We start from the raw sequence: 26,939 nt of genomic DNA on the forward strand, positions 1-26,939 counted from the left end.
TCGGCCCATAGATGCGCGCTGGTTTCCGCATCCACGAGCTGAACGTTTACGCGAAGTCGATCGCCGGCTCCCTGCATAGAACCCTTTAGCACGTACCGAACATTCAGTTCTCGGCCAATCTGCTTGAGATCGATCGCTTTGCCCTTGTACGCGAATGCGGTGTGTCGGCCGGTAACGAACGAGCCGGAGATGCGCGACAAATCTGTGGTCAAACTCTCGGTCACGCCATCGACAAAGTAGTCCTGCCCAGGATCGTCACTGAGGTTAGCGAAGGGCAACACAATGATGGAAAGGCGGGGCGGTGAAAGTGCGCTTGATCCCGCCCCTGGAGATAGCGCCGCCGTGCCGAACCCATCCAGAACCACAGCATAAGCTCGAACCGGACGCCCGATGTTTTTGAGGTTCTGTTCACCAATATCGGCGAACCTGTCGCCAAACTTGCCCTGGACCTGATCGTAAACAGCCGAAGAGATGCAGATGCCGCCGGGTGCTGCGACGCTCTCAAGCCGTGCGGCGATATTCACCCCATCGCCAAAGATGTCGTGGGGCTCGACGATGACGTCACCAATATTAATGCCCACTCGAAAAGCGATGCGCCTGTCTTCCGGGGCGCCGGCGGTAAGTTCGCGAACGCGCGCTTGGAATACCATCGCAGCCCGAAGAGCTTCGACGGCACTCGGAAACTCTGCGAGAAACCCGTCGCCGGTATTCTTGACGATCCGGCCGCTGTGTTCGGCGATTGTTGGATCAACAGCCTCCGCCAAGAGAACTGTCAGTTTGGTATGCGTGGTCTCTTCGTCATGGTGCATGAGCCTCGAATAGCCAGCCACATCGGCGGCCAATATAGCCGCCAACCTCCGTTCGATCCGTCCTAGCCGCTCCTGTGCCATGACCCGCGATCCAATCTGAATGCCATTCTACGCCGGATCGGAAGGAATGCCCACGCGGACCGACAATCGGTTATTGGCCCTAAGAAGAGCGGTTCAGCCTCCCTGACGTCCGCTGTCGCTGGATAAACCGGACGCCGAGCTGCGCGTGGCTCGCCAGCTGCTTTTGACCCACAGCAGACCTTCCCGGACCCCTCGCTCTGGCGGATTTCCTCTCTCACAGCTAGCCTTGGCATTTGTTTGAACGCACCCGGTCATCTGCTGAGAGGGAGGAAGATATGGTACTTCTCCGTGTGCTCGCTGCTGCTATTGTATGCGTCTGTTTTCAAGCTGGATTTGCCCTTGCGGAGGATACAGCGGGGCAACTCGCAGGTAGTTGGAAGCTAAGCTCATGGACAATTCAGATTATCGGTGGAGAGGCGACTGAGCCTTTCGGTCCCAATCCCAAAGGCAGGGCGGTCTTCGCGGCAGACGGATACGTGACATTCGTCATCGTGGCGGCAAATCGCAAACCGGCAACGAGCAATGAGGAGTCGGCAGTCCTTCTGAAGTCACTCCTCGCCTACTCCGGAAAATTTATGATCGAAGGAGACAAGTTTACGACCAAAGTTGATATATCGGGGAATGAGCGTTTGACCGGACAGGACCAAATACGATTCTTCAAGCTGGAAGGAGATAAGCTGACCATTCGAACGGCGGAACAAGTCAGCTCCGTTTTTCCCGGAAAGAGAGTGGTAGGAAGCCTGACTTGGGAACGCGAGCGCTAATAGCGCTGGGGTGGCACCTGTGTTCTGCTCCGCCCCGCGTCGATCAGGCATGAACTAAGAAACGACGACTTCCGTTATCGGACCAACGGAGCCAATATGCGCCGCAGGAAAGCTGCGATGCCAATCACCCTTTGAACCTTTATGGTCCCAACTTTGATTTACATTCATAAATGCGAGCAAATTCGCAGCGCTTGGATAGCGCGGGCTTCGGCCGCCACCGCGCGTGACAACATTAAGCAGTCAAGGAGGTTGAATGCTTTCACGCCGTCGTCTCCTCACCGGCACCGTCGTGACCGGTGTCGCGCTGTCAGTTCATCCGGCCACGACATTTGCGCAGCCAAAACGGGTGATCGTCGATTCGCAGGTTCACCTCTGGCCGGCGAGCACTCCGGAGCGACCTTGGCTACCCGGTGCCAAGCCGCAGCTTCCCGAGCCCTTCACCATCGAGCGGGTCATACCGCTGATGGACGAGGCCGGCGTCGATCGCGTCGTCATCGTTCCGCCGGCATCACTCGAAGGCGAGCGCGTCGACTATGCCCAAGAGGCCGTCAAACGGTATCCGAACCGCTTCGCGATCATGGCGCGTGTGACCCTCAACAAGCCCGAGGGCGCAGCGCGGCTTGCGACGTGGCGCGACCAGCCCGGCGTTCTGGGCGTGAGATTGAACTTCGGGCCCGACGAAGCCGCGTGGCTGACTGACGGGACCGCGGACTGGTTCTGGCCGGCCGCGCAGAAGGCTCGTTTGCCTGTGATGTTTCTCACATCGGGCCAGACGTCGCTGTTCGCACGTATCGCCGAGCGACACCCCGGCCTTACGCTTATCCTCGACCACATGGGCGTCGGCGCGGGTCTTCGCCCTCGTGCTGATTCATCACAATCCGGGAAAAACAACCAAGTGGCGGAAGCTATTGCCGAGGCGGCCGAGCTCGCAAAATACCCGAACGTTTCGGTGAAGCTGTCCTCGGTGCCACTGATCTCGACCGAGTCCTATCCATTCCGCGATACCATTCCGCATATTCAGCGCCTTTTCGACGCGTATGGACCGGAGCGCTGCTATTGGGGCACCGATATTACCAATTCGTTCGCCCGGGCCACCTATCGGCAGCGCGTGACGCAATTTACGGAGGAGCTTCCATTCCTCACCGAAAGCGACAAGGACTGGGTCATGGGTCGGGCGATCTTGGCGCGGCTTCGCTGGGCATGAGCTAACCTTGCGGCGATGCGCGAGTCTGCTGTTGGCCCTTCAGCGACCTCGGCAGACGTCCGCTTTCCCGCCGCTGGTAGGGGGTGAGCGGACATAAGGCGGCCAGCTGCTTAATGAGTACACAGCCTAGGAGGGTCCTGCTGCCAGTTAAATTCGGCGACTGTTCGCGATTCCTCGCCGTGCGCAGACGCCGCCCCTGCACTGGCGGTGATCCACAGGCGATGCTTGCGCTATTCCCGCCGCGGCATGCGGCACGGATCCGTAGCCCGCACATCGCCTGTTTCGTCCAGCCGTTTGCACGCAAATTCCCTGTTCACTACCGATAAATTCCCTGTTCGGATTCGGCGGATCGCGCCCCGGATGCGCTGAATTTCAAGGCAAATGTTCGCATTTCCATGGGATAGCGGCCTCACCGCAGGCGCGCTTTCCCTGTAAAATTCCCTGTTCGCAGGGAATTCGGACCGCATGTTGGCGCAGAGCGAAATGACAACCATCCAGTCGCGCACGAGCGTCCATTGCACGTCCCAGGAGAGATGGCCCGCGATTGGGACCACCCCTGAGACTAGTCAAATTGGGCCATCGGGTCTGTTCGCTTTCGCACTCGCGCGAGAGCCGGACCAGGGAGTCCTGATCGTCTCCCATGATGGTGCGTGCATCCGAACCGCCGATGAAATGGCGGCGGTCGTCGGATCGAACCTAACGATATGAGTTGGCGCATCGGCGCCATTTGCCTGGACGAAGCCACCGGGATCTCCGGTTGTCGTGTTGCGAATACAGCTCTTGGCTGCACTGCCGCGAACCCCGCAGCTGCGGGGCGAGACACCGGCTCGACCTGTGCGCCCGGTCGAATGAGTAACGCTACAAGTGCAGAGGAATGCCAGTCCTTTCTGCAGCAATGTTGTTGCTCATCTTGCGGCCAAATTTGTGGTGCAATCGATAACCGGGAACTTCAAGCGAGCGAGCGGGCGGCCCGGCACCGGCTCTCGCCCAAAAGCGACAAATCAAAGCCAAATGCATGAAGGGACACGGCAATGAATCATGGCGAAAGAACGCCCATTGATCGCCGCACCGGTTACGCTAGAGCCAAAGCCGAACGGTCGATGCCAACAACTCTGCAGGAACACCTTGAACAGGTTGAGCGCGACATCGAATTATACGCAGAGTTTGATAAGGCCGAGAAAGCTCGGTTCAATCGCGAGTCTTACTTATGGACTGCAGAAGAACGCATCGAGTGGCAGGAGACACAATCTGACAATGCCAAAAGAGTTCGTGAATTGCTCGAACAGCGCGGCGCCTTGCGCCGGCAGCGACCAGCAAAGTGGCTGTGAAGCGGAGAGTTGAAACTGTCATTCTAAGTACTTCCGCCATCTTTAATCCGACGGGTCGCCTCGCCACTTTTCTGCAGATGTTGGTATTTGGGTTGCAGCGGGATTATGTTTTGCGGGCGTCCGCCGCAAGTTTTTTGGCCTTCTCGTTCTCCACCTGCTCTTCGACGAACATGAGGATCCTGCGGCGAGTAGCTTCGTATCACACGCTGAAAACCGCAGCATCCAAAGGCCTTCGATAGCGTTCGGCATCAATTGTCCCGGGTAAAGCCGCAAGCGTGATAGGGCTCCGCGGGCTCACAATCGAGGTGCGCGATCGAGGCGTGTGGCTGCTCGGCGCCAGTTCTCCGGGCAACAGTTCGCCGCCGCTCACGACATCCCGACCCGTGCTGCGTTTTCGCGGGGATGAAGCGAATGACCGATTAAGGCTTCTGTCGTGTCGCCCGCCCGCGCCACATCGATTTTCGTCTGTGAAATAGCCTGTGCGGACCGTAGTCTCTTCAGCCCTCAACACGCGGAGTCTAAGGCTCTGAAGTTCGGCAAGCTCCGAACGGGCGCATCGCAATGCTGTCTCAGCAAAATTGCGGAATTATACGCCACAGCACGTTTACTCGTCGCACGCCCCTAGAAATATACGTTGATCAAAAAAGCGGGAACAACATGCAATAGAAGGACAACCTTTGAGTTTACATTAGTCAAGCTGCACCGCGGCGACGTGCGCGAACCACCTCGAAAAGAACTTCAGCAGCACCGCGCTCTTTGGCGAAATTCTGTAGGCGGCGGCCAGTGCAGTTGACCCAAATCACGACGATGGCGGCCGTTACGGTGACTGGGCTTGCGCACTCAGGCGCGATCGGAGCGGCCCGGCCGGTCGCTCGCGGCTGAGGTTAATCGCGGCACCGGAAGGAACTTCCTGCGTCTGTGGTGGATTTGCTGTTCAAACAAAGGGAGATCATCCATGATCAGAAAATCTGCACTCGTGGCACTTGCATGCATTGCTCTGTCCTCACCGGCCTTCGCGCAAGGAGGTGGCGGAGCAGGAGGAGCCGCTGGCGGTGGCAGCGCGGGGGCGGCGGCGAGTTCCGGCGCTGGCACCGGCACCTCAACGAGCAGCACTAATTCCGGAGCCTCAGCTCCCTCAGGCATGGGAACGCAGGACACCACGATTGGCGCCAGCCACAGCAATGCATCGCAGAACAATCCGAACGTCCAGCCGCCGACGCCAAACGGAACATCGCCGACCGCTGCACAGGCGGAGCGAAATAGCGGCGTAGGTCATGCCGCCAACGGGTTGCCGATCGGTAGTCCCGGTACGGGCACCAGCAACGAAGACCAAAAATAGCGCTTCCCTGAGACTAACGCCCGCAAGTTTTGTGGGCCTCTTTCGCGCGCATGCGGCGCGCACTCCGAACCGCGACTGGTGAGGAGCCTTGAAAGTAGGTAGGCAAGACGCTCCTGCATTGATGGGCACCTCCAACTCTATGGCCCGCCGAATGGCGGCAGCGAGATTCTTGAGCGGCAGACTTGAAGTGTTAGCCCGCCCAAGGGAAATGTCTTGGAAGGAGCGAGATCGGGTAGGAAAGCGATGGCGTCTCGACGCAAACTCGGATCACTTGTTCGGCCGATCGCTCATGCGTAGGCTCGTGTAGTCGCCCTTTTGCTTTGGCGCTTTTGCTGCGCGAGGCCCGCTTGCGGCCTTCTGTCTCTGCTTGGCATGGTTGAGACGAGTCTCATCTGCAATGGCCGTCGACAGACAGAGCTCATAATAGACGCTCCGTCCCGGGCGGCCACGCTTGGCCTTCAGCTTGCCACGGACGGCTTGCATGTCCTTTGACGCTTCGGGCGAACAGTCCGTGAAGCGTCGCCTCGTGCGGGTGTAGCTTGGTCGTTCGCCTGTCAAGCTTAACCTCAATCGGCTGCTCCAAAAATCTCGTAAGCTTCGACGGCCGCGGGAAGTGGGCGCTCTTCGGCCGGCCGCGCCGCTGAGGCTGTGGCCGGACTCCAAAGTGCGTTGCTTTAGGCGGCTTGCCGTAGCCGACCTCGTACGGACGTTCCTCGTGCTGCTTCGCAAGTTTGCGGCGGTCGGTGCCACCGCTCTCATCAGCTTCCATCATCTCAACTCCACTTCGGCATCAGCGCCTCGGAGTGAGAGGTCTTGCAGCAGAAAGCCACGAAGACGCCACACGCCCAGGCGCGACAATCGCGCATCTAAAGGCTTGATGACACTTTTTATTTTGACTTGGTTAGTTGGGATCAGCGCCGAATTTGCTTCATTTGCCCTGCTAATTCCCGTTCGGGCGTTCGCCTAAGATGATCGATGGTCGCCCGGCGCGCGCACCACTCCGTTTGAAGCGCTCCGAATAGATCGGACAGTCTGCGACCGGTGTGTTAAAGGCGGGGATGAAAAAATTCATTTTGGCGACGCTGCTCATTACGACGCCGGCATTGGCGCAGACCGAACCGCCAGCTCCGAAGGCCCCATTGACCGATCGCGAACGGGTTCAGGCCGATCGTGCGCAGGCCGCCACGCAGGAGAAGGACGCCCCAACAGCGCGCCCTTGGGACAGAGGGACGGACGGCAAGCGGCCCTGGGAGCGGGGCGCGTCGCCGAAGTAGCGGCCCTCGCGGCAATCGGCGGTCCTTCCTGACGGAGCGAAGTCTTATTTGCCTGGCCCGCTGGCGGTGTTCGGCTTGTGCCCGACCCTGCAGCGCGAGCTGCATGACCAGCTCAAGGCCATCATTCAAAGCCAACACTCAAGGCCAGGGTCAAATACAAGGCTCAAGGCCAAGACGCGCATTCGTGCGCGAGCGCATTCTCAATGGGATCCAAACGAAAACCGCCGCCGCTGGTTGCCCAGTCGTGCGGCGGTTCATTATCGGAGCGCAGCTCGGCTCTTGCCAAGCGCGCACATATCTAGCGGACGTACCAATATCCCCACCAACGCTGGGACACGGGCCGCGCTTCCGCCTTCATGGCCGCGACGTCCTCGACGGAGCGTAGCTGCGGGCCATAGATCGCGGGCGGATAGACGTCATCCCACAACACGACCCCGGTTCGGATATAGGCGGCGTGATGATGTGGCGGAACGAGTGTGAGCTCCGCGGCAGGGGCGGCAGTCGTGGTCAAAGCGAGGCCAAGGGCAGAAAGAGCAATGAATGTACCGGGAGCGCGAAAGTTCATTGGATTGAATCCCTCTCAAAATGCGGCGTGAAAATAATGCGACGGCTTCGGAATGGTTGCAAGTGTCTTCCTGAGCGTCGGCTCATTCCCGAGGGGGATAGTTCGCAACCGAACCGGCTTGAGCAACGCCGCCTTGGAGGCCGTCCGCGCCACTTGCGAAAGCTTGCGCCTCGACGGGCAGAAAGAATGCCGGAGCACCGCTGCTTCCCGACAGAGCAGGCCTGAACAATCTTTCGGCGTCCTCAATCATCGCGAACCATGATGTCGACACACTGCGTGCTCTTGATGGGCATCGCACCATCCAGGACGGTTTCCATGGCTTCTGGATTGTTGGCGTCGTCCCCGGACCTCAACCTTCCGGCATTCCGACAAGCGTTTCGGTCTCATGGGTTCGCGTGACGGGATCTCGTTCGGATAAGACGTCAAAAGAAGGTACAAGGGCATGACCAAGGCGAGGAAGGATGCTCCGAGGCGCTACATCGTAGATGGAGCCGGACAGCGTGTCCTGGTCGGGCTGACGAGTTCGGAAACCGTCGAGTTCGAGAGGCTGGATAGTCCGGAAGGGTCTCTGGGAGGCCCTTCTTTGCTCCAGGAGCACCTTCGCCTTGGTCAGAACAACAGCGATGAGCGCTGGTTGGAACTTTACCTCAAGCACGAGCGGGCCTGGAGCGTTTGGATGGCGGAAAGCCGAGCACGCTCGCATTCGCTGTGCATGCTCAATTAGGTGTCGGTTGGAGGCATATTCGCCCCTCCTCGTAGAGCTCGCCCCGGCCGATCGACAGCAGGCGAATGCGGATCGTTCACACCGCGAGCATTCGGCTTCCCTGGATGCTCATCAGCGTGAGATTGCCCGTCGCATAGGCGCCTGTGTCGATGTTGGCGCGATTGTTTCGCACGTCGGCGCTCCGCACCGGCGTGTGACCGTGCACGATATATTTCCCGAAATGCTTCTCGCTCTCCAGGAACTCCGCGCGAATCCACAAAAGATCGTTTTCCTGCTGTTCGGACAACCCCACGCCCGGTCGGACGCCCGCATGCACGAAGAAGAAATCCCCGCACGTAAAGCTCAGCCGCAGATTGTCCAGAAATTCCAGATGTTCAGTCGGCATTGCGCGAATCAAATCGCGCAAGATCGATGTTGGCTCATCGCGCTTCAGATCTGCCGGAGCGAGTCCATAGGACATCAATGTCTGGGTTCCGCCGACGGCAATCCAATCCTCGAACAGTGAAGGGTCTTCGAGCACCTCCACCAGAAATGCCTCGTGATTACCCTTGAGGAAGACCGCATTTCCTCGGCGACTCCGCTCGACTAGGATGTCGAGGGTGGCGCGCGTGTCCGGACCACGATCGATGTAATCGCCCATGAAGACCTCGATCGCATAGTGCGGGCGGCTGCGAGCCATGTCGGCGTCGATGACCCGCAACATGGGCTGCAGCAGATGCGCACAGCCGTGGATATCCGAGATCGCATAGATGCGAACCCCCTCGGGCAAGTGCGGCTTTTGGATTGGCCGACGTCGTCGGGCGAGAGATATCATGGCGCACAATCGATCAGGTGGTCGACAAAATCTCCCCAAGTCGCCGCACCTGAGAACTCTCCATCTGACGCGAACAGTGTGCGGTGGATAGAGTGACGTCCTCATTCTCCGGTGATCACGCCAAAAGAAGGGCGGAATTCTTTTGTGTGGTCCGCCGGACAACAGGGCCGTGGAAACTGCATTACTGAAGTGCACCGCGCGGCAAAGATGCATGCCTAATGCAAATCCGGGGTACATCCGTAGATAGATATCCGCCGGAGTTCGCGCAAATGACTCCAGTAGCAGTCTCGCAACACGATGGAAACGTCGCAAAGATGAGCGGACACCGCTCGCGCGACCATTGAAGCATCGTGTTGGAATGTGGAACTTGGTTCAGAACAGGGCAACGCGTCACCGATATGTCAGCACTGTGACGAGAGCTTTGAGCGCCACAAATTCGATGCGCATTTTCGACGCGACGCATATCCGGGCATCGTAAATTTGCGTGCGGCGCCACACAATCGCTGCGATCACTTAACACCCTCTGCTTGGGAAGCGGCAAATCTTCAGCATCACAATGACCGCCAGGCACCCTCCACACTTCGAGGATCGAATGGTTGTTGCAGCTTATAGCTCTGAAAGCGCTTATGCGGTGTCCTCCGCACGGGGCACGGCTCTTCAGAGGCCTTTTCAGCTTTTCGTTATCGCGGCCGACCTTTTGCAGATTTTGCTCTGCTACGCGCTAGCGTCGGAGCTTTATAACCTCGCCACGCCGTCATCCAGAGACGGAGCGCCCATCGGCGCCGGATTGATCGTCAGCACAGTGTTTGTTGTGATCGCCTATTCGCAGGGTGTGTATGCAACGCACCGTCTGCTAAATCTGGTCTGGCAATTGCGCAAAGCGGTGATCATCTGGCTGGTGTCACTGACAATCCTTGCGGTCGCGGCGTTTCTATTGAAATCGTCGGACAATCTGTCCCGCGGCACGTTCCTCATCTTTACCGGCGTTGGCGGTGTTGGGCTGCTCAGCCTGCGCTTTGCGTGGCAGTGGGCGCTTCAGACGAGCTTTGCCAAGGGCCGATTGGTCGACCGCAAGGTTGCCCTACTCAGTCTGAAGCCGCTTGATTTCACCTCGAGCCGTTTCAAGGACCTGCGCAAGAATGGGTTCGACGTGGTGCGCCATTTCGTGCTTCCCGCTAATAACGATGGGAACGGTTGGGAGAGGCAAATCCGCGATGTCATCCACCAAGCCCGTGCAGCAGATGTGCAGGAGTACCTGCTGGCGGTTGACTGGAACGAGCTACCGTTGTTGCAGCAACTCGAACTGCACTTGCGCGCCGTGCCACAGCCGATCCGGCTATTGCCGGATAATTCGATCGCCGATCTGGTATCGCGCCCGTTTTTGCCGGTCAGCGGCACGGTGGCAATTGAGATTCAACGGCCACCACTCAGCGTGTTTGAACGTCTCCAGAAGCGCTGCCTCGACATCGGTCTGGCCTTGTTTTCGCTCGTGGCCTTGGCGCCGGTGCTGATCACGGTTTCCATTCTAATCAAGCTGGATTCGCCCGGGAGCGTGATCTTTCGACAGTCGCGCCGCGGCTTCAACGGCAAGCCGTTCGACATTTGGAAATTTCGCAGCATGAACGTGTGCGAGGATGGTCACTCGATTACTCAGGCGACCAAGCGGGACGCCCGCGTCACGAGGATGGGGCGCTTCCTTCGCATGACCAGCATTGACGAGTTGCCCCAGCTCTGGAACGTGCTGCGAGGCGACATGTCGTTGGTCGGACCACGCCCACATGCGCTTGCCCACGACAACTATTATGACGAGATCATCAGCAATTATGTATACCGCCATCACATGAAGCCAGGCCTGACAGGCTGGGCCCAGGTTAACGGCTTTCGGGGCGAAACGCCGACCATCGACCTGATGGAAAAGCGGGTAGAATATGACGTTTGGTATGTAAGGAATTGGAGCATTTGGCTCGACCTGAAAATCATGGCGCGCACGGCGGCTACCGTCATTTCCCAAGAGGCCTACTAGGTCAGCGCAGCGGCTTTGGCGGCTGGGGCCGTGGACTCATTAGCGCTGAGCTAGCTGTGGATTGAGGCAAGCAGGCTCAGCGGAGAAGTTGCGTGTGAGCTTGTCGAAGCGGTCTGGTCGTCGGAACTGTTTACGCTTGCAGAAGAAGCGTTCGGTTTAGGTTGCCCTGACGGCACATCGCAGACCCGCAGATTGGATGTTGGGCTGAGCAACATTGCTCCCGATCGGATCGACCACGGCATTGCTGTCCTCGCCGGCGACGACCCTCGTGCGTAGGCGGGCCGGCGAGAGGTTGAGGTACTGCGCTTGGATCCGAGGCCTGTGAGCGCGAGAGCGGCAATCTCATGGACCAGCCATCTTGATCCACAACAGCGTGGATTTTTACACCAGTCCTCCACGAGAGCGGCCAATTGCGTGATCTATCAGCCGCCACTCCGCCTCGGTCAGACTCTCGCGCGCCATCGCAATGCTCCTTTTGGAGCTCGCGCCAATCACCGACCTTCAGGTTTTATGCCTCCCGCGCATCTTGTTCCACAGCCCCACGATGGCCTTTCTCAGTGCGAGCAGCCGGGGCATCAGGACGAAGAAAACTCCCGTTGCAAGTGATCCGAGAGCGTGGCGAAGGGAGAATTGTTCGTTGTGATCGAGCTGGTCTTGATGCTTTTCGATCGGGACCGGCGCCAAGATTGTTCCTGATCTGTTGAGGCGCGATCGCGACCCGCGGGGAGGAACCACGATGAGCACGAATAAAACGTTGAGCAGCAGCCAGATGCTTACTATGGCAAGTACCGTCATCCAATCCCACCGAAATGCAAGCTCAAATATGGGGCTAAATTAACCTTAGAAACCTCGGAACGGAAAGGCGCATAGCGCGCCTGGAGCGTAGATCGGCTCGTTCCGGCCAATGACGTCCCAAGATACTCTATCTCAATCACCTCACGGCTGCCTTCATCAATCCGTGCAAAATCGGCTACGACAGTGAGGGGCGTTTGTGGACTCCGTACGAACTACGGTCGGCGCTGGAGCCATGGATCGCGCGAGCGCTATGCCACAACGAAGCTCGCGTAGAACCGCTCGACATTCGAGGCGCAGCAGATGAGTCGGAAAGATGATCGAGCGGCAGCTCTCGGAGTGTCTCGCGCAACGGCGCTCGGCTCCCGCACTGCCATGAACCCCGTCTGGATGGGCATGACAATATGTCGGGCTACGGTGGAAATCGTACGTATAGCGCAGGAGAACTGATTATGAAAGGCAAACGCGCAGCGACGCGCCACGCACAACGGTTTGCCTGAACGATGGACGACCTGAAGCTGTGACGAAGCGGTAAACTCGGGCATCACCCCAGATCGGATCTGGTGAGGTTGAGAAGACCTGGTCAACTAGGTTCGGGCGACTGCAGCGAAGCGCGCCCACTAAACGCCACGAGGTCAACCGCGCAGTGTCGCTAGGAAGGACGAATCGATCGATCCAACGGCATCTTCCAGGAAAGTCTTGCCCAGTTTTGATGCCCGCCGATAAGCGGACACGAGTGCTGATCTCGACCCGGGTCGGCGAATTAGGATGAGCCGAACGTCACTGCGTACGAGGTCCTTGACGTCCGGAAGGGCGAGTGCGTCGAAGCGGGTCGCCATGTCGATCCGCGCCGGCATCAATCGCGCGTCGTTTGGTGCGACGAAATATGCCATCTTCAGGGCCTCGACCACGACCGGATCGTGCGGGTCGCGCTGGACCTGAAGCAGCGCCAGCGCCAGCCATAGTTCAGGATTGTAAGGAGACATCGACAGCGTTCGCCGGACCCGGCTGAGAGCGTCGGTATGCGCTATGGATCGCAGGATCGTGGCCCTTTGCCGACCGGACTCAATTGTCTGCAGCGCGGCGATCAAGGCATGATTGCTCTCCAGCTCCGATCCAAACGGCGGGCGCGTTTCCAGCAATGAGGGCGCGTCTCCAGTCCACCGCGCCCCAATCTCGGCCGCATCTGTAGGAAATGTCGTCCGACCCAGCGCCGTCACCTCCGTTACGGCCGACACAATCGCATAGGATCCGACCGTCAAGGTCAACGCCATCAAAAGAATGCGAAATGTGCTCGATGAATTCATTTTCGATGCATTGTTCATACAAAGCCAATGTTACGGCGCGCGCGTCATTCCGCCGAGCGGTCGGCGCCACTGGTCCGTCCTACCGATTGTGCAAGTCCAACTCCGACCATCACCGCCACGATCGCCTGAATCGTGGGGTTTGAGAGGCTTGAATCAAGAAAGCTCTCGCAGAGCGCGACGACGACGACGGCCGCCGCGGCGGCGGCGAAAAAGGAATCGCGTCCTCGCCGAACGGCGCCGCGAAAGCTAACGAGGAAGAACTGGGCGGCGAAGGCTGCCAGGATGGCGCTCGCCAATCTTCCTGCCTCGACAGCCATCAAGACTGCGGTGGAAGGAGGATCTGCCAGAGCAGCGCCGAACTCCCGATAGGCTATCGAAGTCAGCCTAAAGGTTCCGAGACCATTCCCCCACGTCGGTGCATCAGAGAGCAGGTGCTTTGCCGGCGTAATTGCTTCCGGGGGAAGGCTGACGAATCCAAGGAGGCCCAAGCCGCCGGATAGAGAGTGCGGCACAACCATCGCGCTGGCGATTGCTGCAAGGCCCGAGAACAACAGCGCCGAAGGCCAAAACCGAAATCCCAAGCGTCGCACAGCGGCTATGAAAACAAGGACCATCAATCCGCAGCCAGTAACCGCCACCAATGTGTGTTGTTCGAGGGCCATAAGTGCGGCGAGCGCTACGGTAATTCCCAACAAGCCCCAGAAAACGCCGACCCACAGTTGGGGCGAGGCCAGATTGCGGATGTCCTGCTGGTGCAGGTGGCGTTCGACGGCCCGGGCGACGAGTGCGCCATTTATCAACATTGCAAGAGCGGCTGCTGCCGGAAACAGATTCGTCGCCGCGCCTGTCTGGGGAATGAATCCAGCGAATGAATCGAGCTGGCTGAGTAGGAACTCGACTGATATGAGGGTCGTCACTGCGCTCAATACGTACAGGATCGTTTCGGCCGTGCGGCGATCCCTGGTGATGACGACAGTCGACACCAGGAGCGACACATTGACCAGATAGAGGAACAGGCTTTGCAACGTTGCGCCCGGATCAACGCTGATGCGGCCCGGCAACGATGGTTGATTCAACGCGATCGAAGTCGCCGACCAGATCGGGTTCGCAAGCGATGACATTGGAAAGATTTGCAACGTCATCCAGACGACCGGAAGCAAGAATATGAGGAGAAATTGCTTCAGCAATTGCGCGGCAGACGCGATTTGCGTCTCCGGACCTCTTGTTATCACGGCCACCATCACCGCAGTAGCAAGTGAAATCACATGCTGTGCGGAGGAGCCGTCTGTGATGGCCAATATCGGAGTCGCGGCCAGCAATGCGATCAAAAGCCGGGACGCCACGAACAATCGGAGAACCGTGAGACGAGGAAGCGGGAATAGAGTGCAGCATTACACGAGTGGGACATTGATATGCGCCGCATGGCCAAGAAGGCGACGCCACCCTCGTCTCGGTGATTGCCACTATGACCCATCATCATTACGCGCCCTCCCAACTGGCCCCAGCATGCGGTTGATTTGCGGCATTCGCGCGGCATGACAGTTCCGGGCCAAATTATCGAACGTAGCAGTACTGCGACAAGTAACGGAGAGCCGTCGCCAGTCCAGCCATCGGCACCGCTCCGTGGATCGCACTCGGCGCGGTCCCAATTTCAACCGCAAGCTCGTTTGCGTTTTGCCAGTCGCTGGCAGCAAGCTTCGAGGCGTCGGCGGGTAGTAGGAGCGCCACGCCGCTCTGGATCACAGATGCCTGGAACTCTGCGCGCTTCTCTCCTGCTATGAGGGCTACGTTCGGTTGCGCCGAGCGGGACAGTGGCTCGAGTACAATGAGTACAATTTCGATACCACCTTTTCCACATTGCAGGCTCAGGCCAGCAAGGCCCGTATCCGACTTGGCACTATCGACGACATGCATCACTGAAATGGCATCGGCGCCACCGTCCGGATTTTTGCTCTTCACCAGTCGCCATCCGCTCTCAAGCTGTGTCGATTGGCTGCCGGACTGGATCTGCTTGAACGCCTCTTCGTCGCAACGTCGACGCTGCTCGGCGGTGATCCCAGACCCGCAGTTCACAATGCCCGGACTCACCGGCTCGGCTCGGCCGGGAGTTGTCGTCATCAAGAGACCAACACAGAGCAGAATTGAGCGCACCATCAGAAGTCCCGAATGCGCTAGCGCCAAATCATTCATGTTGTACCCAACGGCCCTGTCAAATATCGGGCAAGCGCTGCCCGCAGCTCCGGATCAAGCATCGGATGTTAATCGACGTAACCGTACCTCTTGTAGTATCGATTGCGATAGTAGGTCGCGCCGTACGTATCGTAGCGGCTCATCACTGACACGTTCACCTTGTTGAGAACCGCACCGAGCATACGCTCGCGTACAACCGGCGTTTCGCTTAGCACGCGCTCGACGATATCCACTTTGGACTTCGCCCATTCGATGACAAGGATATAGGAATCAGCCAGCCCCCTGGTCGCCCGGACGTCGACGACGGGCGCCAACGGGCTAAGATCAAGAACGATACGATCAAAGTGCTGCCGTAGTTCCTGGAACAGGTCTTCCATCTGTTTCGAGGCCAGCAGGTCGCTCGAATTCGAGAAGCGCGATGTGATGGCACAAGGCAGAAATTGTAGATTCGTCTGCGGGTCTATCCAGACGACATCCCTCCAGTCGGCTTGGCCCAGGACGACATGGATCAAGCCGCCCTGCGCAGCCGGAGTAAGCCTCGCCGTGAGGCTTGGGTTGCGAATGTCGCCGTCCATCAGCAGTGTACGGCAGCCGCTTTGCGCCAAGGTTTGGGCCAGCGCTTCGCTGATGGTTGACTTTCCCTCGTTCGGAAGAGCGGAGGTAATCCCCAGGACCTTGCTGGAGCCTGCACCGAAATTCGCAAAATCGCTGGCTAGCTTAATCGACCGAAATCCCTCTGCGAAGCGTGAAAACGGGGCATTGATCACGTGCCGCCCGACGCTCTCTTCGGTCGAAAGCAGACGGTCGCGGTGGGACTGCTGGTGGCTGAACCCGGGCGCGGATCCGTGGAGTGGCAACGTCGTGCCGGATCTTCCGTAGTTCGTGGGTGCCTGCTGCAGATTGGGCTTGTCGCGTTTGCCGAATCGCCAGGCCGCTTTGCCGGATTGAGCGGAATTCGCTTTGACGGCGCCCCGCTCTATCACCGGAATCGAAGCGAGACAGCGGGTATCCACGAATTGCTCGACCTGCGAAACGGTACGGAAGACGCGATCCATCATGTCAAGCAGGATTGCAACGAGAGCTGCGAGAATCGACCCAGCCACGATCGCCGCAAGTAGGATGAGTGTCGTTCTTGGCGACGTCTTGTTGGGCAGAGTCGACGCGGCCTGGCTGATCACCCTCGCTTCGGTAATGGGAAACGACTGCTGCTGAACCGAGACCATGTAGAGTTGCAGGAAGTTGTCAGACAATGCGCGAGCGCTCTGAGCGTTGCTTTCCAGATCTCTGAGGACGATTTGGGCCTGACCTGTATTATTCGAGATCGCTATCGTATCGTTCAAGCTCTTCTGGCTGGACTCTTCGCGCGCCTTGGCAATTTCAAGGTCACTCTTGTAGACCTCGGCGGTGCGCCGCAATTCGTCAATGATCGAGCGTCGGAGTTCCCGCATCTGGTTGCGCAAATTGACGACCGCCAGATGTGTTGGTCCATATCGGTTCGACCAATCGGCCTGCTTGGCCGCGTACTCGAGATAGGTCTGGCGCAATTTGGTGATGACCGGGTTGGCCATCGTCTCGCTCACAGTCGCGAGGTCATTCAGAATGACCTTAGAATCGTCGCTGTCCGCATTCAATATCGCGGTGATGCGTTCGAGCTTAGCTTGTGCCTCCGCACGCTGGCTACGCGCAGCCGTCAGCGAAGTATTGATTTCAGCGAGTTGCTGCTCGGTGAGCAGTCGCCCGCCGGCGTCGATGATGTTGTTCTTGGCCTTGAAATCCGCAACAGTGCGTTCGGCAGAAGATGCCTGCGACCGCAATTCCTTCAATCGGTCCTGCAGCCAGACCGCCGCCCGTCTCGATGACTGATATTTCGATTCTAACGAGTCCAAGATATAGCCGTCGGCAACTGCGTTGGCGATCCGCGCTGCCAGCTCCTGCGATAATGCCTGAAAGGAGATCTCGATAACATAAGTCACGCCGACGCGCTTGATGCTGAGGCCGCTCGCAAAGCGAGAGAGTGCTGCGCGCAGTATTTGCTCTTCCGTGGGCGGGGTCGATTCGGAGAATATTCCGGTAATCGCGCCACTGATGCTGCTGAGCAATCCGCCACCATCGCTCATGAAGTCTGCCGACCCCACAAGTTTTAAGTCCTTGATGACTTTGGTGGCGATCGCTTCGGACTTGAGAAGTTCGACCTGACTGTCGACCATCGCCGAGTCGATCGGGTTATCTCCGCCGCTCGCGGGCGCTTGTGTCTGCAGGCCCTGCATCTTACGGCTGTCGATCATCAGGATCGCCGTTCCGGTATATCGCTTCGGTGCCGTGAACACGTAGATGCCGGCAAGACCGATGCACAGGAGCAGCGTGAAAATCATCACAGGATACTGCCGGCTCACCAGCGCAAGCACGGAGGAGATGGTCTGCTCCAGCGATGGAGCCTCCGGCGCGGTGGTTTCGATCTCTCGAGATGTGATCTTCTGAAGCATCCCGCCCGCCTACCTAAATCTCTGTGAATGCGGCAACAGGCTGCCTTGCCGCCGCGCTGATTCTTGAATGGTAAAGTGCCGCTTAGAAGTCATGCCTTGGCAGAACTCGACACGCCGGATGTGGTGATCGAGATCGCGGCGCTCGAGGGTCGACCAATGCCATCGAGGCTCCGGCGAAACACCTACTTGGATCGTCCGACACGCTGTTTGGTCAGACAGGTTTCGGCAACGCTGCCGGGCCAACGTCGGTGCCGATCGCCGCAAAATCGTCACAATGCCTCTCCGCCAACTCTGCCAAAAAAAGGGACCTTCAAAACTAACGATTTACGCCGCCTGAGAAGATCAAGGGTTGCCCATGATCTGGGCAGACAGCTCGACCCGCCTGGCGCCGCGGTGGATTACGCGCGACCAGCATCGAATTCTGCAATGCAATATCGGCCTCAGTGTGACGGACAAGCATGAGGATCGAGCAACTCCCAGAGGCAAGGGATCCGGTCCGGAGTTACGTCCGAGCACGAGATGCCGGAGTGCGAACGAGCCGGGGGGCTTCGGAGCATCCGCTGTAGTGGCGAGGGTCGGCTTTGGAGTTCCACCGGTGAATCTCTGATCGGCCGGGCACTTAAAAATTAAGCCAACGAGACCTCAATCAAAATCCTTGGTCGAGGATTCCCGATGCCAATCGACAAGCGAGCTTGCCAGGTCGTAGTCGAATTTGAACCCGCTTGCGATCAGATGCTTCGGCAGAATGTTCGTAGAAAACCACAACTTCTTGATCCGGTCACGATTGATGCCGGTCTTGATGCCGACGGCCTGCAGCACCTCGAATGGAAGCACGGCGAGATCCATCAGCCATACCGGAATCGTTATCGTCGGCTTGGGGTATTCGGCAGCTTGAGAGAAGGCGGAGCAAATCTGGCTGATGGTGTAACGGTGCTCATAGCAGAAATTGTAGATCGACAGACTGTCGTTGCGAGACGCCATGAAGAGCATCGACGAGACGAGGTCCTTCACGTAGCCGCACGACTTGATAGTGTCGGTTCGGCCGGGATAGATGAAGGCCCGCCTTTCGAGAAGCCTCGACAATCGCGTGAAATTGCCTCGCTCGTAGCGGCCATAGATGACGGCGGGACGTACGATGGTCAGCCGCCTGTCCGGGTGTTCGGACTGCCATAGACGATGGATCGCTTCGGCCGAGAGTTTGGAGCGTCCATAGGCACTGACAGGGACTGGCGTCGCATCTTCGGTAAGTGGGGTTTCCGTCGGACCGTAGACCGATATCGAACTGGTAAAAATGATGTTCCGGCTGCCAGTGTCTTTCGCAAATCGGCAGACGTGCACCGCCCCCAGCACGTTTGTATAATAATAGTCTCCGTCCGGATGACCCGGGGTGACATGGATCGCAGCCAGGTTGAAGATGTCGGCAGGCACCCCGCCACCCAGCTTCGGGTCGATTGGCTCACGGACATCATGATGGACATATTCGACGCCTTCGACGTGCGCCCTAGGCTTCCCGATATCCACCGAAACGATCCGGTTGTAGCGCCCGGAAGCGAGCATCCGCGTCATCAGATGTGTACCGATGAAGCCTGCGCCTCCAAATACAATAGCCTGGGTGAGATTGGACATGTGCGCGAGGGTCAATGTGAGTGAAGGTGCCGAGTTAACTGCGATGAACTTCGGTCAAGGCTCCCCGGTAATCGAGCGCGCGCATCAGAGAGCTGCACGGCCCGCCGGTGCAAAAATTGTGCCCGCCAAAACCGAGATCGCTTGACGTGTGGTGCCCCCGCCGGCGAGCGTTGTTGCTTCTGCAGATCAAGCATGCGTGGCTCATGCGGCGAGAACAACATCGTTAGCGGGTGTGACATGCTCAGCGTCATCGGTTCCATTTAGGTGATCCTGAATGCGGTGGCACTGGTTCGATCGGCAACGCGAGTAGATGGGAGGATGTGTTCGCCACGGGTATGATCGTAGATGTCTTGTGAAGGTATCATTTCGCGTTCAACCAGGTTGCTCGTTTGGTTCAGCAGCTCAATAGAGCTCGCGATACTCAAATTGAAAATTCGTTGATCCGGCCGCGATCCCCAACAGCCTTTGCAGCTTCTGGTATCCTGCGAGTGGCACGTCCATGCAATCGGAACTTCCCGCGTAGCAAACCCGAACCCGGATCGATTGACCGCAAATGTTTTGAACCAGCACAATCTGCTCGATGATCTTGGGGTTGTTGGCTTGGGGGTGCGTCAACGGATTGACTGATATGCAAAGCTTTCCGTCTACTGTCGTGTGATTTGGAGCGAACGTACCTTCCATCGGCCGAACCGAACTCGAAGGCCGAGTGGAAATGCCGGAGCCGCCATACATCGGAGGAGACGTGCGACCGAAGCCTGAAATTTGAGCATCGGCTGTCGTTGCGACGAGCGATGAAGCGATCACCACAGAGATCGCCAAATAACCGTCTAAGTGCCTAGATAGGTTATCATGCATCTTCACTGCTCTGCACATCCATGATGGTTGGAAGCCGCGGTTATCGGCGGCAGGATAGAATTGCAGTTGCGGCAACAGAATGACGGGTAAAATAGTTCCGTGGAATTGCGGGCGAGGAACTTGCCTCTTCCTTGCGCTTGAAAACACGTGCTAAAGGCTGCACCTTCCTGGATTGGTGTCTGACGTCCGTTGAGTGTGATGTTCTCTCGGCCGTCATGCGACGTACTTACAACGCGAGTATTCTAGGCGGCGAATGTTGAAGAGACCAGGACACGCTGTGTTGTCGGAAGTCGAGCTGGCGATCCTGCCGCGCCTCTCGGTCGTCATTCCGAACCACAATTACGCAGCTTACGTGGGATCCGCGATCCGCAGCGCGCTGGATATACGATGGCCAAACGTCGAGGTGATCGTCGTCGATGACGGGTCGACGGACCATTCACTCCACGAGATCAACGAATTTGCAGACGAAGTCACAATCATCAGCCAGGCGAACGCCGGGCAAATGATGTCCTGCGTGAATGGCTTTCGCAGGTCGTCCGGCGATATCGTCATATTTCTCGATTCGGACGATGCCTTGCACCCTGATGTGATGACGGAGATCGTATCCGTTTGGTCCAAAGCCGCGAGCAAATATCAGTTTCAGATGCGCGTGATCGATGCCGAGGGGCAGCCGACCGGAAACCTCCTGCCGCAGTACTTCTCCTGTCCAACCTCGGAGGACGTCCGCAAGTGGATGGCAACCACCGGCGCTTATCCGACCCCGCCCGGGTCTGGAAATGCCTACCCGAAATGGTTTGTCGAGCGTATTTTCGATTTTGAGTCCGACTTCGTTGATCGGGCTCCCGACAGTTATCTGTTGGCGGCCGCTCCCGCCTGTGGCGAGATCGTGACGATCACCAAACCATTAGCATATTATCGGGTGCACGGCCTCAATCACGGGGCGTTCCTTCAACTAGACGATACCCGCTTTGCCAGAGAGATCGACCTCACGCAGAGGCGGTACGGATTCTTTTCCGAGATCGCACGCACGGAGAAGCTGCCGGTTGCGCCCGATGCGCTTAAGAGTAATTTGATATTTCTTTGCTTGCGGATAGCGTCGTTCAAGCTGCGGCCGGACCTTCATCCAATCGCGGCGGATAGTTCATTGAGCATCGCTGTCGATGCCCTTGGAGCGGCTGCGTCGCCACAAGGCTTCTCAAGGTCGCAGCGTATATCGCTGCTGGCGTGGATCTTCTGCATCCTCATCAGTCCGCGGTACTTTCGTCGTGCCCTGGTGAGTTTGCGGTACGTGCCCGCCCAGCGGCCGAAATGGTTGCGTGCGTTGCTCGGTCGATTCCGCATCATTCGATGATGGGGCTGGCTGGGACACTTCGGTCAGAGAGCCTGAGGACGGATCGACCTCAGGGCAGCGCCTGGCGATTGCGACCATACGCACAGCATTGCCATCAAGATCAGGAATGGAGCCATGGCGAGGTTGCCGCCGCCGAGCTGATAGCAGGCCAGCATTGTCAATGCGAGCATCGAGTTGTCTTTTCTGAATATGGAGAGGACGAGATAGAACAGGAAAATCAGTAGCCCGACAATTCCGTAGTCCGCAACGAGCTTGAGAACGGGATTTCCGCTGCCGCCGAAGTAGGCGGGCGACCGTTCCAATCCGCCGGGCCCGGAGCCGATAAGCACTCTGTCGGTCTGAAAGAGATAGTCCCAGGTCTGCAGTTGTGCGACGTAGCGGGCATAGCCGCTCGACTTGGTTGAACTGAATTCATCAAGCCTACTAACGATGGGATCAAAAGGCTCCGGTGCAATGAGGTACGTTGTACCGATCATCAAGGCAACGGCCGCCCCGATGGCGATAACCCGTAGTGATTTGAGCGGAGCAATCAGGGGATAGACACTCAGGGACACGACGAGCACCAGGAGGCCTGATCCGGACCGGGTGAGCACGTACGAGATGGCGTATAACGGAAGATAGGCAAGTCGCCGCAAAATGAACACATCGACGACAACTCCTATAGCGAGCAATTGGGACAGCGCTCCCGGCTCCATCGGGAAAAACCCGTTCGCGCGCCGATTCAGCGAGCCATAAAATTCCACCGCATTTTGATTGTAGGCGGACTCGACGAGGACGGGATCGAGCGCCGGGATTGTATCCTTGAACGAGAAGATCCGTATTCCGCCGAATTGAAGAACGATCTGGACGATTGCCAGAACGGCGCACAGGCGAACATAGAACAGGAAGACGGGAAGGACCGCCTCGTTGGAGAATCTCGTCGAGGGTCCGAACAGGAAGATCGAATTCGTGACAAGAACCATCGCAAGCGATGCCGAGCTGATCTCCACACCGCGATCGGGAGATTCGGCTGCGGCGACCGCGCTGAAGAGAAACCAGACGACGACGAGTCCGAATGCGAGAGTCTGCGGCCCGCGAATGCTCACCAGACCAACCCACCATCCCCACGCGACGAGCGCGAAGAATCCGAACAGCGAAAAGAAGATCTGTCCGGTTCCAATGAGGAGTCCGAAGCGCTGCATGCAAATGCACAGAATGAAGGCGATGTGCGCGAAAATGACGCTATTGGTCTCGTCGCTTGACGCTGCTGCAGCGCGCTTGTTAGACGAGGTTCTGGCTGGGAATGTGTCGAGGCTCACCATGTTGGGACTCGTCGATTACTGTTTCGTGGCGCCTCGGTTGGTGGGTGCGTCTGGGCACAGGGTAACGATCGCGATCCACCTTGGTCTCTCTCGTGAGGCTGTTCACCCTCTATACTAGAGCCTGTAGCGACTTCCCACATGGAACACAACGCGAGCGCAAGAATTAACCCTTACGTTCATGGTGCCAGAGGTTTGTTTTGCCTCATGGTATTCGTCTATCACGTCGTTCATTCCGGATTACCCACGTTCGATCTGTTTGCCAGAGGGCTGTTGGGTGAAGCGCTGCAGTCCGGAAAATTCGGTGTCGAGTTCTTCTTCGGCATCAGTGGAATCGTGATTCTGCCAAGCCTTTATCGAGCATCCTCGGTCGTGACCTTTATTCTTGATCGCTATGCGAGGATTCTTCCTGTGCTCTGGACGACCGTGATCGCCATCGCGATTTCTGGCTGGCTTTCAGGAAAGGGTCCAAGTCTGCTGTTGGTTGGTGCAAATCTGTTGGCGCCGCCGCCATTTATTGACATCATCCAGATCAATCCCGCGGCGTGGTCGCTCGGATACGAATTCCTGTTCTATGGAGTATGTGCCGTCGTTTTCCTAGTCAGCGGCGTCAGTCGGCCGCTGGCGCTGACGTTAGCCGTCAGTTCGCTGGTCTTGCTCGTGTACTATCCCCGCGCGCTCCTGATGATTGGTGGCGTGCTCATTGCGGAGAAGTACCTATCGTCGACGTCGTTGCAATCGCTGGCGAAGTACCCGGCGATCTTCTTCGTGCTGTTCCTGACTGTCTGGAGAGGCCTCGAGCTTGCCAGTGCAACAGACTACGTTGGCTTTGTCACGCCGGCATATTTGCCATTCCATGACTGGATCTCTGCTTTTCCATTTGTTGTTCTTGGTGGCGTCTTCGGGACTATTTTCCTGCTTGGCATGTCCCGAGGGAACGGCCTGTTCGGAAGAATGCTGCGTTGGCAAATGATGCAGTGGCTTGGAACGATCAGCTTCAGTTTCTATCTCTGGCCGCCGATCGTCATGGCCGGGGTCAAGCTGATCATGTATCGAACGGGCATGGTCGATGCATTGGGGAGCGGATCGCAACTGTTTTTTCTCCTGGCCTCGCTTCCGCCGTCGCTTGTCGTTGCAACGATCAGCCATCGCCTGCTTGAAGTGAAGATGACGGGACAGATTCGAAGCCGGCTTGACCGCGCCGCGAACCGGCAGTCCGGCCGATCAATCAAGCACTCGACGGCACTCAAGGAGGGAACCTGATCGGGGAACAGTCAAATGTTCTTGATTGTTCGACAAGTCACCGCCCCAAAACGATCGCAAGTTGCACGTCTACTTGCGAAAAAGCCGCAGGGCCGTGCGCTTGCGTGTGCCGGCTCGCGACGTGGCAGCGTCACCATTGCCAAAGTCTTTGCGCATTGAGCCGGCACAGCGTTTCTCAGCCGGCTAACAGCCGTACCGAAAGGATCTCGTTGATGTTCGCAGCCGTGCGCAGGCAAGTCCTTTGTGTCGCCTCGATAGTCGTTGCATTCGGATCCGCAACGCCGGCCTGGTGCGCTGGCTGGGAGCTGGTGTTTTCGGATGAGTTCAACGGCGACAAGCTTGATCGAACCAAATGGGCGACCCGATACATCTACAACAACGAAACGATGGATCATTTCAACGATGAAAAGCAGCGCTACCGCGACAACCACGTGGTGTCCGAAGGTACGCTGAATCTGACTGCAAAAAAGAATGAGGGGGCGGACACGTTCGATTCCGGGATGATCCGGAGCCATCAGACATTCTACTACGGCTACTATGAAGCGCGGGTCTTTCTTCCGAATGCGCGGGGATCGTGGCCGGCATTCTGGCTCGAAGCCGATTACGATATCGATGGAAAGTTCTGGCATCCGCCGGAGATCGACATTTTCGAGTACGTCATCAATGGTGTGGAAGACAAGCCGAACATGCTGCACTCGAATGCCATGACTAAAGATAAGTGGACGCCGCAGTCCTACACGTATGTGGACAGCTCCTTCGTGCTCAGGTTTCAGGACATGGTCAGCAAGGAGGATCTGAACAAGGACTGGCATATTGCCGGCTTCGTTTGGGCTCCTGACCGCATTTCGTTCTTCTGGGATGGCCGTCTCGTCTACACGCGCATGTACCAGTGGCTCAGGAAGGATGGCCAACTGGGACCACCGGCGCACATCGATCTCAATTTTGCTGTCGGCGGAGCAGCCTGGGCCGGCCGGCACGGGATCGATGATGCGGCTTTCCCGCAGGCGTTCAAGATCGACTACGTTCGCGTCTGCCAGTTCACGCCCTCCGAACGGGGAAGCCGAAAATGCGGTCCGAGCGACGTGACACCGGATCCGAATGATTTTGGATATAGGGCAGCGCTCAACGACATGCCCAAGCCGACATTCCTCAACGTTACGAACGTAGTAGCGGATAAGAAGCCGAACGCGGGGGTATTGTCGCTGGGCACGACCGATCCGCTCAAGATCGAAATTCCGATCAAGATTCCGGACGACTATCCGACAAATCGAACGCTTCACGCGTACGTCTTCGACGAAATAACCGGCGCTATGGTCGCATCGGCAAAGAAGCCGCTGCAACAGGACTCTCGCAAGGAAGGGGAAAATGGCGTCAGCGTGATCGAGTTTGCGCTGCCGGCCGTGCCGCGTGAAGGGAACTATCTGCTGGGCAGCAAACTGACGGCCGAAGTCGCGGGCGAGGTCGGCCCCAAAGAAGTCCCAGTTGCTTGCGACACCACGGTGATCCAACCAAAAAAAGCCAGATCTTGCCGTCTACTGTCGCTGCATGTGCACCGCTGATCGGAGGGGTGCACATGCAGCGTGAGCACAGCTCCGTGTGATCTGAATCAAGCCGAGTACCGCTGATTGCGCTCGGCACGCTATCCGAAGGTCGGTCTGAATTTTGCTTGGCTGTGGCAGGTGAGCCGTCATGCGGGCTTGCCTGTCACGGTCAGTGTCTCTTGCATTGGTAGTTGTCCATGAACTCAAAAGTTCGCGCCGTCAGGCAAATCCTCCGTGGTACATTGCGCGGCAGCCCGAGCCGGCTTTGTGATCATCGCACGTGGCGAAGTGAACATCCGCATACGTGGGTCACTGCCGTCGAGGAACAGGTCCTGACCCGGAAGGCACCGGTTCGATTCGGCAGCCGCGACGCAGGTTTCGGTGAAAGCGTTGACAACAGAATGCCCGAGCTGGGCGTTCTCCGCCTGGACAAGGCCCGCATCCTCGGTCCCGACGGCTGGCTCGTGACGGAGGATGGATCGCTGCTCTACGAGAGCACTTGGTACGGATCGTCGTTCTCGCGCCATCCGCGATCAGTTGCCTATGGGACGCCGCTGCCGCTAAGCGGCACCTGTCTCTCGCTAGCGAGTGATTTCGCCGGAGGGAACTATGGGCACTTCCTGCTCGATTGCCTGGGACGCTTGGCGCTATTCCAGAAAAGTGGCCTGTCGCTCGAGGATGTCGACTATGTCTATTTGCCCAAGCCTGCGTCCGAAACGGCAGCCAAACTCGTTCGCCGGCTTGGAATTCCAGTGCACAAGTGCGTGTGGGCAGGCCAGGAGGACATCCAGGCCGATCTCGTGATCGGCACTTCGTTTCCAGGCTTGCGACGGAATTATGCACCATGGCTTACGGAGTTCTTCCGCTTGCCGGTCGCCAAGTCGCCGCTTCGTCACGACAGGCGCGTATACGTTCCGCGCAAAGGACAAAGGAAGGTTGCCAACGAACAAGAGCTGATGCCTGCACTGAGAAAGTTCGGCTTCCAGATCTACGATTTTGATGACGTTGAGGATGAAGCGGCGTTTTTCTCGGAATGCGCGATTGTCGTTGGCCCACACGGTGCGGGGCTGACCAATCTCGTATTCTGCTCGCCTGGAACGAAAGTCCTGGAGCTGATCCCCTCAGACCACGTGCATCCCTATTACTACACGATCGCTACGTCGGCCGGCGCGCACTATTCTTACATCGTGGGAGACAGCAAGGGAACACGCCCGCGGGGAGCGTTTGGGCCCAGTCCATTCGATTTCGAGGTTGCGCCTGACATCTTCGAGCGCGCACTGGAAACCATCTGTCAATGAGCGAGCATTG

20 protein-coding genes are annotated in these 26,939 nt (G+C 57.9%); 9 read left to right on the plus strand and 11 right to left on the minus strand.

Annotation, left to right across the window (positions count from 1 at the left end; all coding sequences use genetic code 11):
• Positions 1 to 890 (minus strand): adenylate/guanylate cyclase domain-containing protein (locus FXB41_RS30475; RefSeq protein WP_219684425.1); only part of this gene is annotated, 890 nt, incomplete at its 3' end.
• A 275-nt stretch (positions 891 to 1,165) separates the two neighbouring features.
• Here FXB41_RS30475 and FXB41_RS30480 point away from each other — a divergent pair.
• The 4 genes from FXB41_RS30480 (at position 1,166) to FXB41_RS30495 (ending at position 6,799) form a co-directional block, all read left to right on the plus strand.
• Positions 1,166 to 1,654, plus strand: a complete 489-nt coding sequence (locus FXB41_RS30480) for a lipocalin-like domain-containing protein (RefSeq protein ID WP_219684426.1) — start codon at positions 1,166 to 1,168, stop codon at positions 1,652 to 1,654.
• Between the two features lie 289 nt (positions 1,655 to 1,943).
• Positions 1,944 to 2,858 (plus strand): amidohydrolase family protein, encoded by a 915-nt coding sequence (locus tag FXB41_RS30485; protein ID WP_311985926.1) that lies wholly within the window; start codon positions 1,944 to 1,946, stop codon positions 2,856 to 2,858.
• Between the two features lie 1,031 nt (positions 2,859 to 3,889).
• A complete protein-coding gene (locus tag FXB41_RS30490) occupies positions 3,890 to 4,186 on the plus strand; it encodes a hypothetical protein (RefSeq protein ID WP_246649357.1) in 297 nt (98 codons plus the stop codon).
• A gap of 2,397 nt (positions 4,187 to 6,583) precedes the next feature.
• Complete coding sequence (locus FXB41_RS30495; protein WP_007595348.1) at positions 6,584 to 6,799, plus strand: hypothetical protein; 216 nt, start codon at positions 6,584 to 6,586, stop codon at positions 6,797 to 6,799.
• 298 nt (positions 6,800 to 7,097) lie between these two features.
• Here the strand turns inward: FXB41_RS30495 and FXB41_RS30500 are convergent, their stop codons facing one another.
• Entirely contained in the window at positions 7,098 to 7,364 is a 267-nt protein-coding gene (locus tag FXB41_RS30500; protein ID WP_007595347.1) for a hypothetical protein, read from the minus strand.
• 800 nt (positions 7,365 to 8,164) lie between these two features.
• Positions 8,165 to 8,902, minus strand: a complete 738-nt coding sequence (locus tag FXB41_RS30505; RefSeq protein ID WP_007595343.1) for a metallophosphoesterase — start codon at positions 8,900 to 8,902, stop codon at positions 8,165 to 8,167.
• Positions 8,903 to 9,494: 592 nt separating this feature from the next.
• Between FXB41_RS30505 and FXB41_RS30510 the strand changes: the two genes are divergently transcribed.
• A complete protein-coding gene (locus FXB41_RS30510; RefSeq protein ID WP_219684428.1) occupies positions 9,495 to 10,925 on the plus strand; it encodes an undecaprenyl-phosphate glucose phosphotransferase in 1,431 nt (476 codons plus the stop codon).
• A gap of 501 nt (positions 10,926 to 11,426) precedes the next feature.
• Here the strand turns inward: FXB41_RS30510 and FXB41_RS30515 are convergent.
• The 7 genes from FXB41_RS30515 to FXB41_RS30545 all read right to left on the minus strand — a co-directional run bounded on the left by FXB41_RS30515 (position 11,427) and on the right by FXB41_RS30545 (position 20,184).
• Positions 11,427 to 11,720 (minus strand): hypothetical protein, encoded by a 294-nt coding sequence (locus FXB41_RS30515; protein WP_219684429.1) that lies wholly within the window; start codon positions 11,718 to 11,720, stop codon positions 11,427 to 11,429.
• Between the two features lie 632 nt (positions 11,721 to 12,352).
• Positions 12,353 to 13,042: a hypothetical protein gene (locus FXB41_RS30520; protein WP_157158589.1), complete on the minus strand. Its 690-nt coding sequence runs from the start codon at positions 13,040 to 13,042 to the stop codon at positions 12,353 to 12,355.
• A 26-nt stretch (positions 13,043 to 13,068) separates the two neighbouring features.
• The gene (locus FXB41_RS30525) at positions 13,069 to 14,352 is read right to left on the minus strand and encodes a hypothetical protein (RefSeq protein ID WP_219684430.1); all 1,284 of its coding nucleotides are present in this window, start codon (positions 14,350 to 14,352) and stop codon (positions 13,069 to 13,071) included.
• Positions 14,353 to 14,578: 226 nt separating this feature from the next.
• Positions 14,579 to 15,214 carry a hypothetical protein gene (locus FXB41_RS30530; protein ID WP_219684431.1) on the minus strand — a complete coding sequence of 212 codons (636 nt, stop codon included), beginning with the start codon at positions 15,212 to 15,214 and terminating at the stop codon, positions 14,579 to 14,581.
• A gap of 68 nt (positions 15,215 to 15,282) precedes the next feature.
• Positions 15,283 to 17,697 carry a polysaccharide biosynthesis tyrosine autokinase gene (locus tag FXB41_RS30535; RefSeq protein ID WP_007595333.1) on the minus strand — a complete coding sequence of 805 codons (2,415 nt, stop codon included), beginning with the start codon at positions 17,695 to 17,697 and terminating at the stop codon, positions 15,283 to 15,285.
• A gap of 642 nt (positions 17,698 to 18,339) precedes the next feature.
• Complete coding sequence (locus tag FXB41_RS30540) at positions 18,340 to 19,323, minus strand: NAD-dependent epimerase/dehydratase family protein (RefSeq protein ID WP_007595332.1); 984 nt, start codon at positions 19,321 to 19,323, stop codon at positions 18,340 to 18,342.
• Between the two features lie 402 nt (positions 19,324 to 19,725).
• Positions 19,726 to 20,184 carry a hypothetical protein gene (locus tag FXB41_RS30545; RefSeq protein ID WP_157158587.1) on the minus strand — a complete coding sequence of 153 codons (459 nt, stop codon included), beginning with the start codon at positions 20,182 to 20,184 and terminating at the stop codon, positions 19,726 to 19,728.
• A gap of 274 nt (positions 20,185 to 20,458) precedes the next feature.
• On the opposite strand from FXB41_RS30545, the gene FXB41_RS30550 reads away from it, so the two are divergent.
• Positions 20,459 to 21,529 carry a glycosyltransferase family 2 protein gene (locus FXB41_RS30550; RefSeq protein WP_007595327.1) on the plus strand — a complete coding sequence of 357 codons (1,071 nt, stop codon included), beginning with the start codon at positions 20,459 to 20,461 and terminating at the stop codon, positions 21,527 to 21,529.
• 23 nt (positions 21,530 to 21,552) lie between these two features.
• Here FXB41_RS30550 and FXB41_RS30555 read toward each other — a convergent pair whose 3' ends face one another.
• Positions 21,553 to 22,830, minus strand: coding sequence for an O-antigen ligase family protein (locus tag FXB41_RS30555; protein WP_007595325.1), 1,278 nt, complete (start codon positions 22,828 to 22,830; stop codon positions 21,553 to 21,555).
• A gap of 138 nt (positions 22,831 to 22,968) precedes the next feature.
• Here FXB41_RS30555 and FXB41_RS30560 point away from each other — a divergent pair, with 138 nt between their 5' ends.
• The 3 genes from FXB41_RS30560 (at position 22,969) to FXB41_RS30570 (ending at position 26,929) form a co-directional block, all read left to right on the plus strand.
• On the plus strand, positions 22,969 to 24,090 hold the full coding sequence (locus tag FXB41_RS30560; RefSeq protein ID WP_219684432.1) for an acyltransferase family protein: 1,122 nt from the start codon (positions 22,969 to 22,971) through the stop codon (positions 24,088 to 24,090).
• Between the two features lie 212 nt (positions 24,091 to 24,302).
• Complete coding sequence (locus FXB41_RS30565; RefSeq protein WP_219684433.1) at positions 24,303 to 25,649, plus strand: glycoside hydrolase family 16 protein; 1,347 nt, start codon at positions 24,303 to 24,305, stop codon at positions 25,647 to 25,649.
• A gap of 179 nt (positions 25,650 to 25,828) precedes the next feature.
• A complete protein-coding gene (locus FXB41_RS30570) occupies positions 25,829 to 26,929 on the plus strand; it encodes a glycosyltransferase family 61 protein (protein WP_007595320.1) in 1,101 nt (366 codons plus the stop codon).
• Positions 26,930 to 26,939 lie beyond the last annotated feature (10 nt).

It is taken from the genome of Bradyrhizobium canariense (genome assembly GCF_019402665.1).
Classification (GTDB): Bacteria; Pseudomonadota; Alphaproteobacteria; order Rhizobiales; family Xanthobacteraceae; genus Bradyrhizobium; species Bradyrhizobium canariense.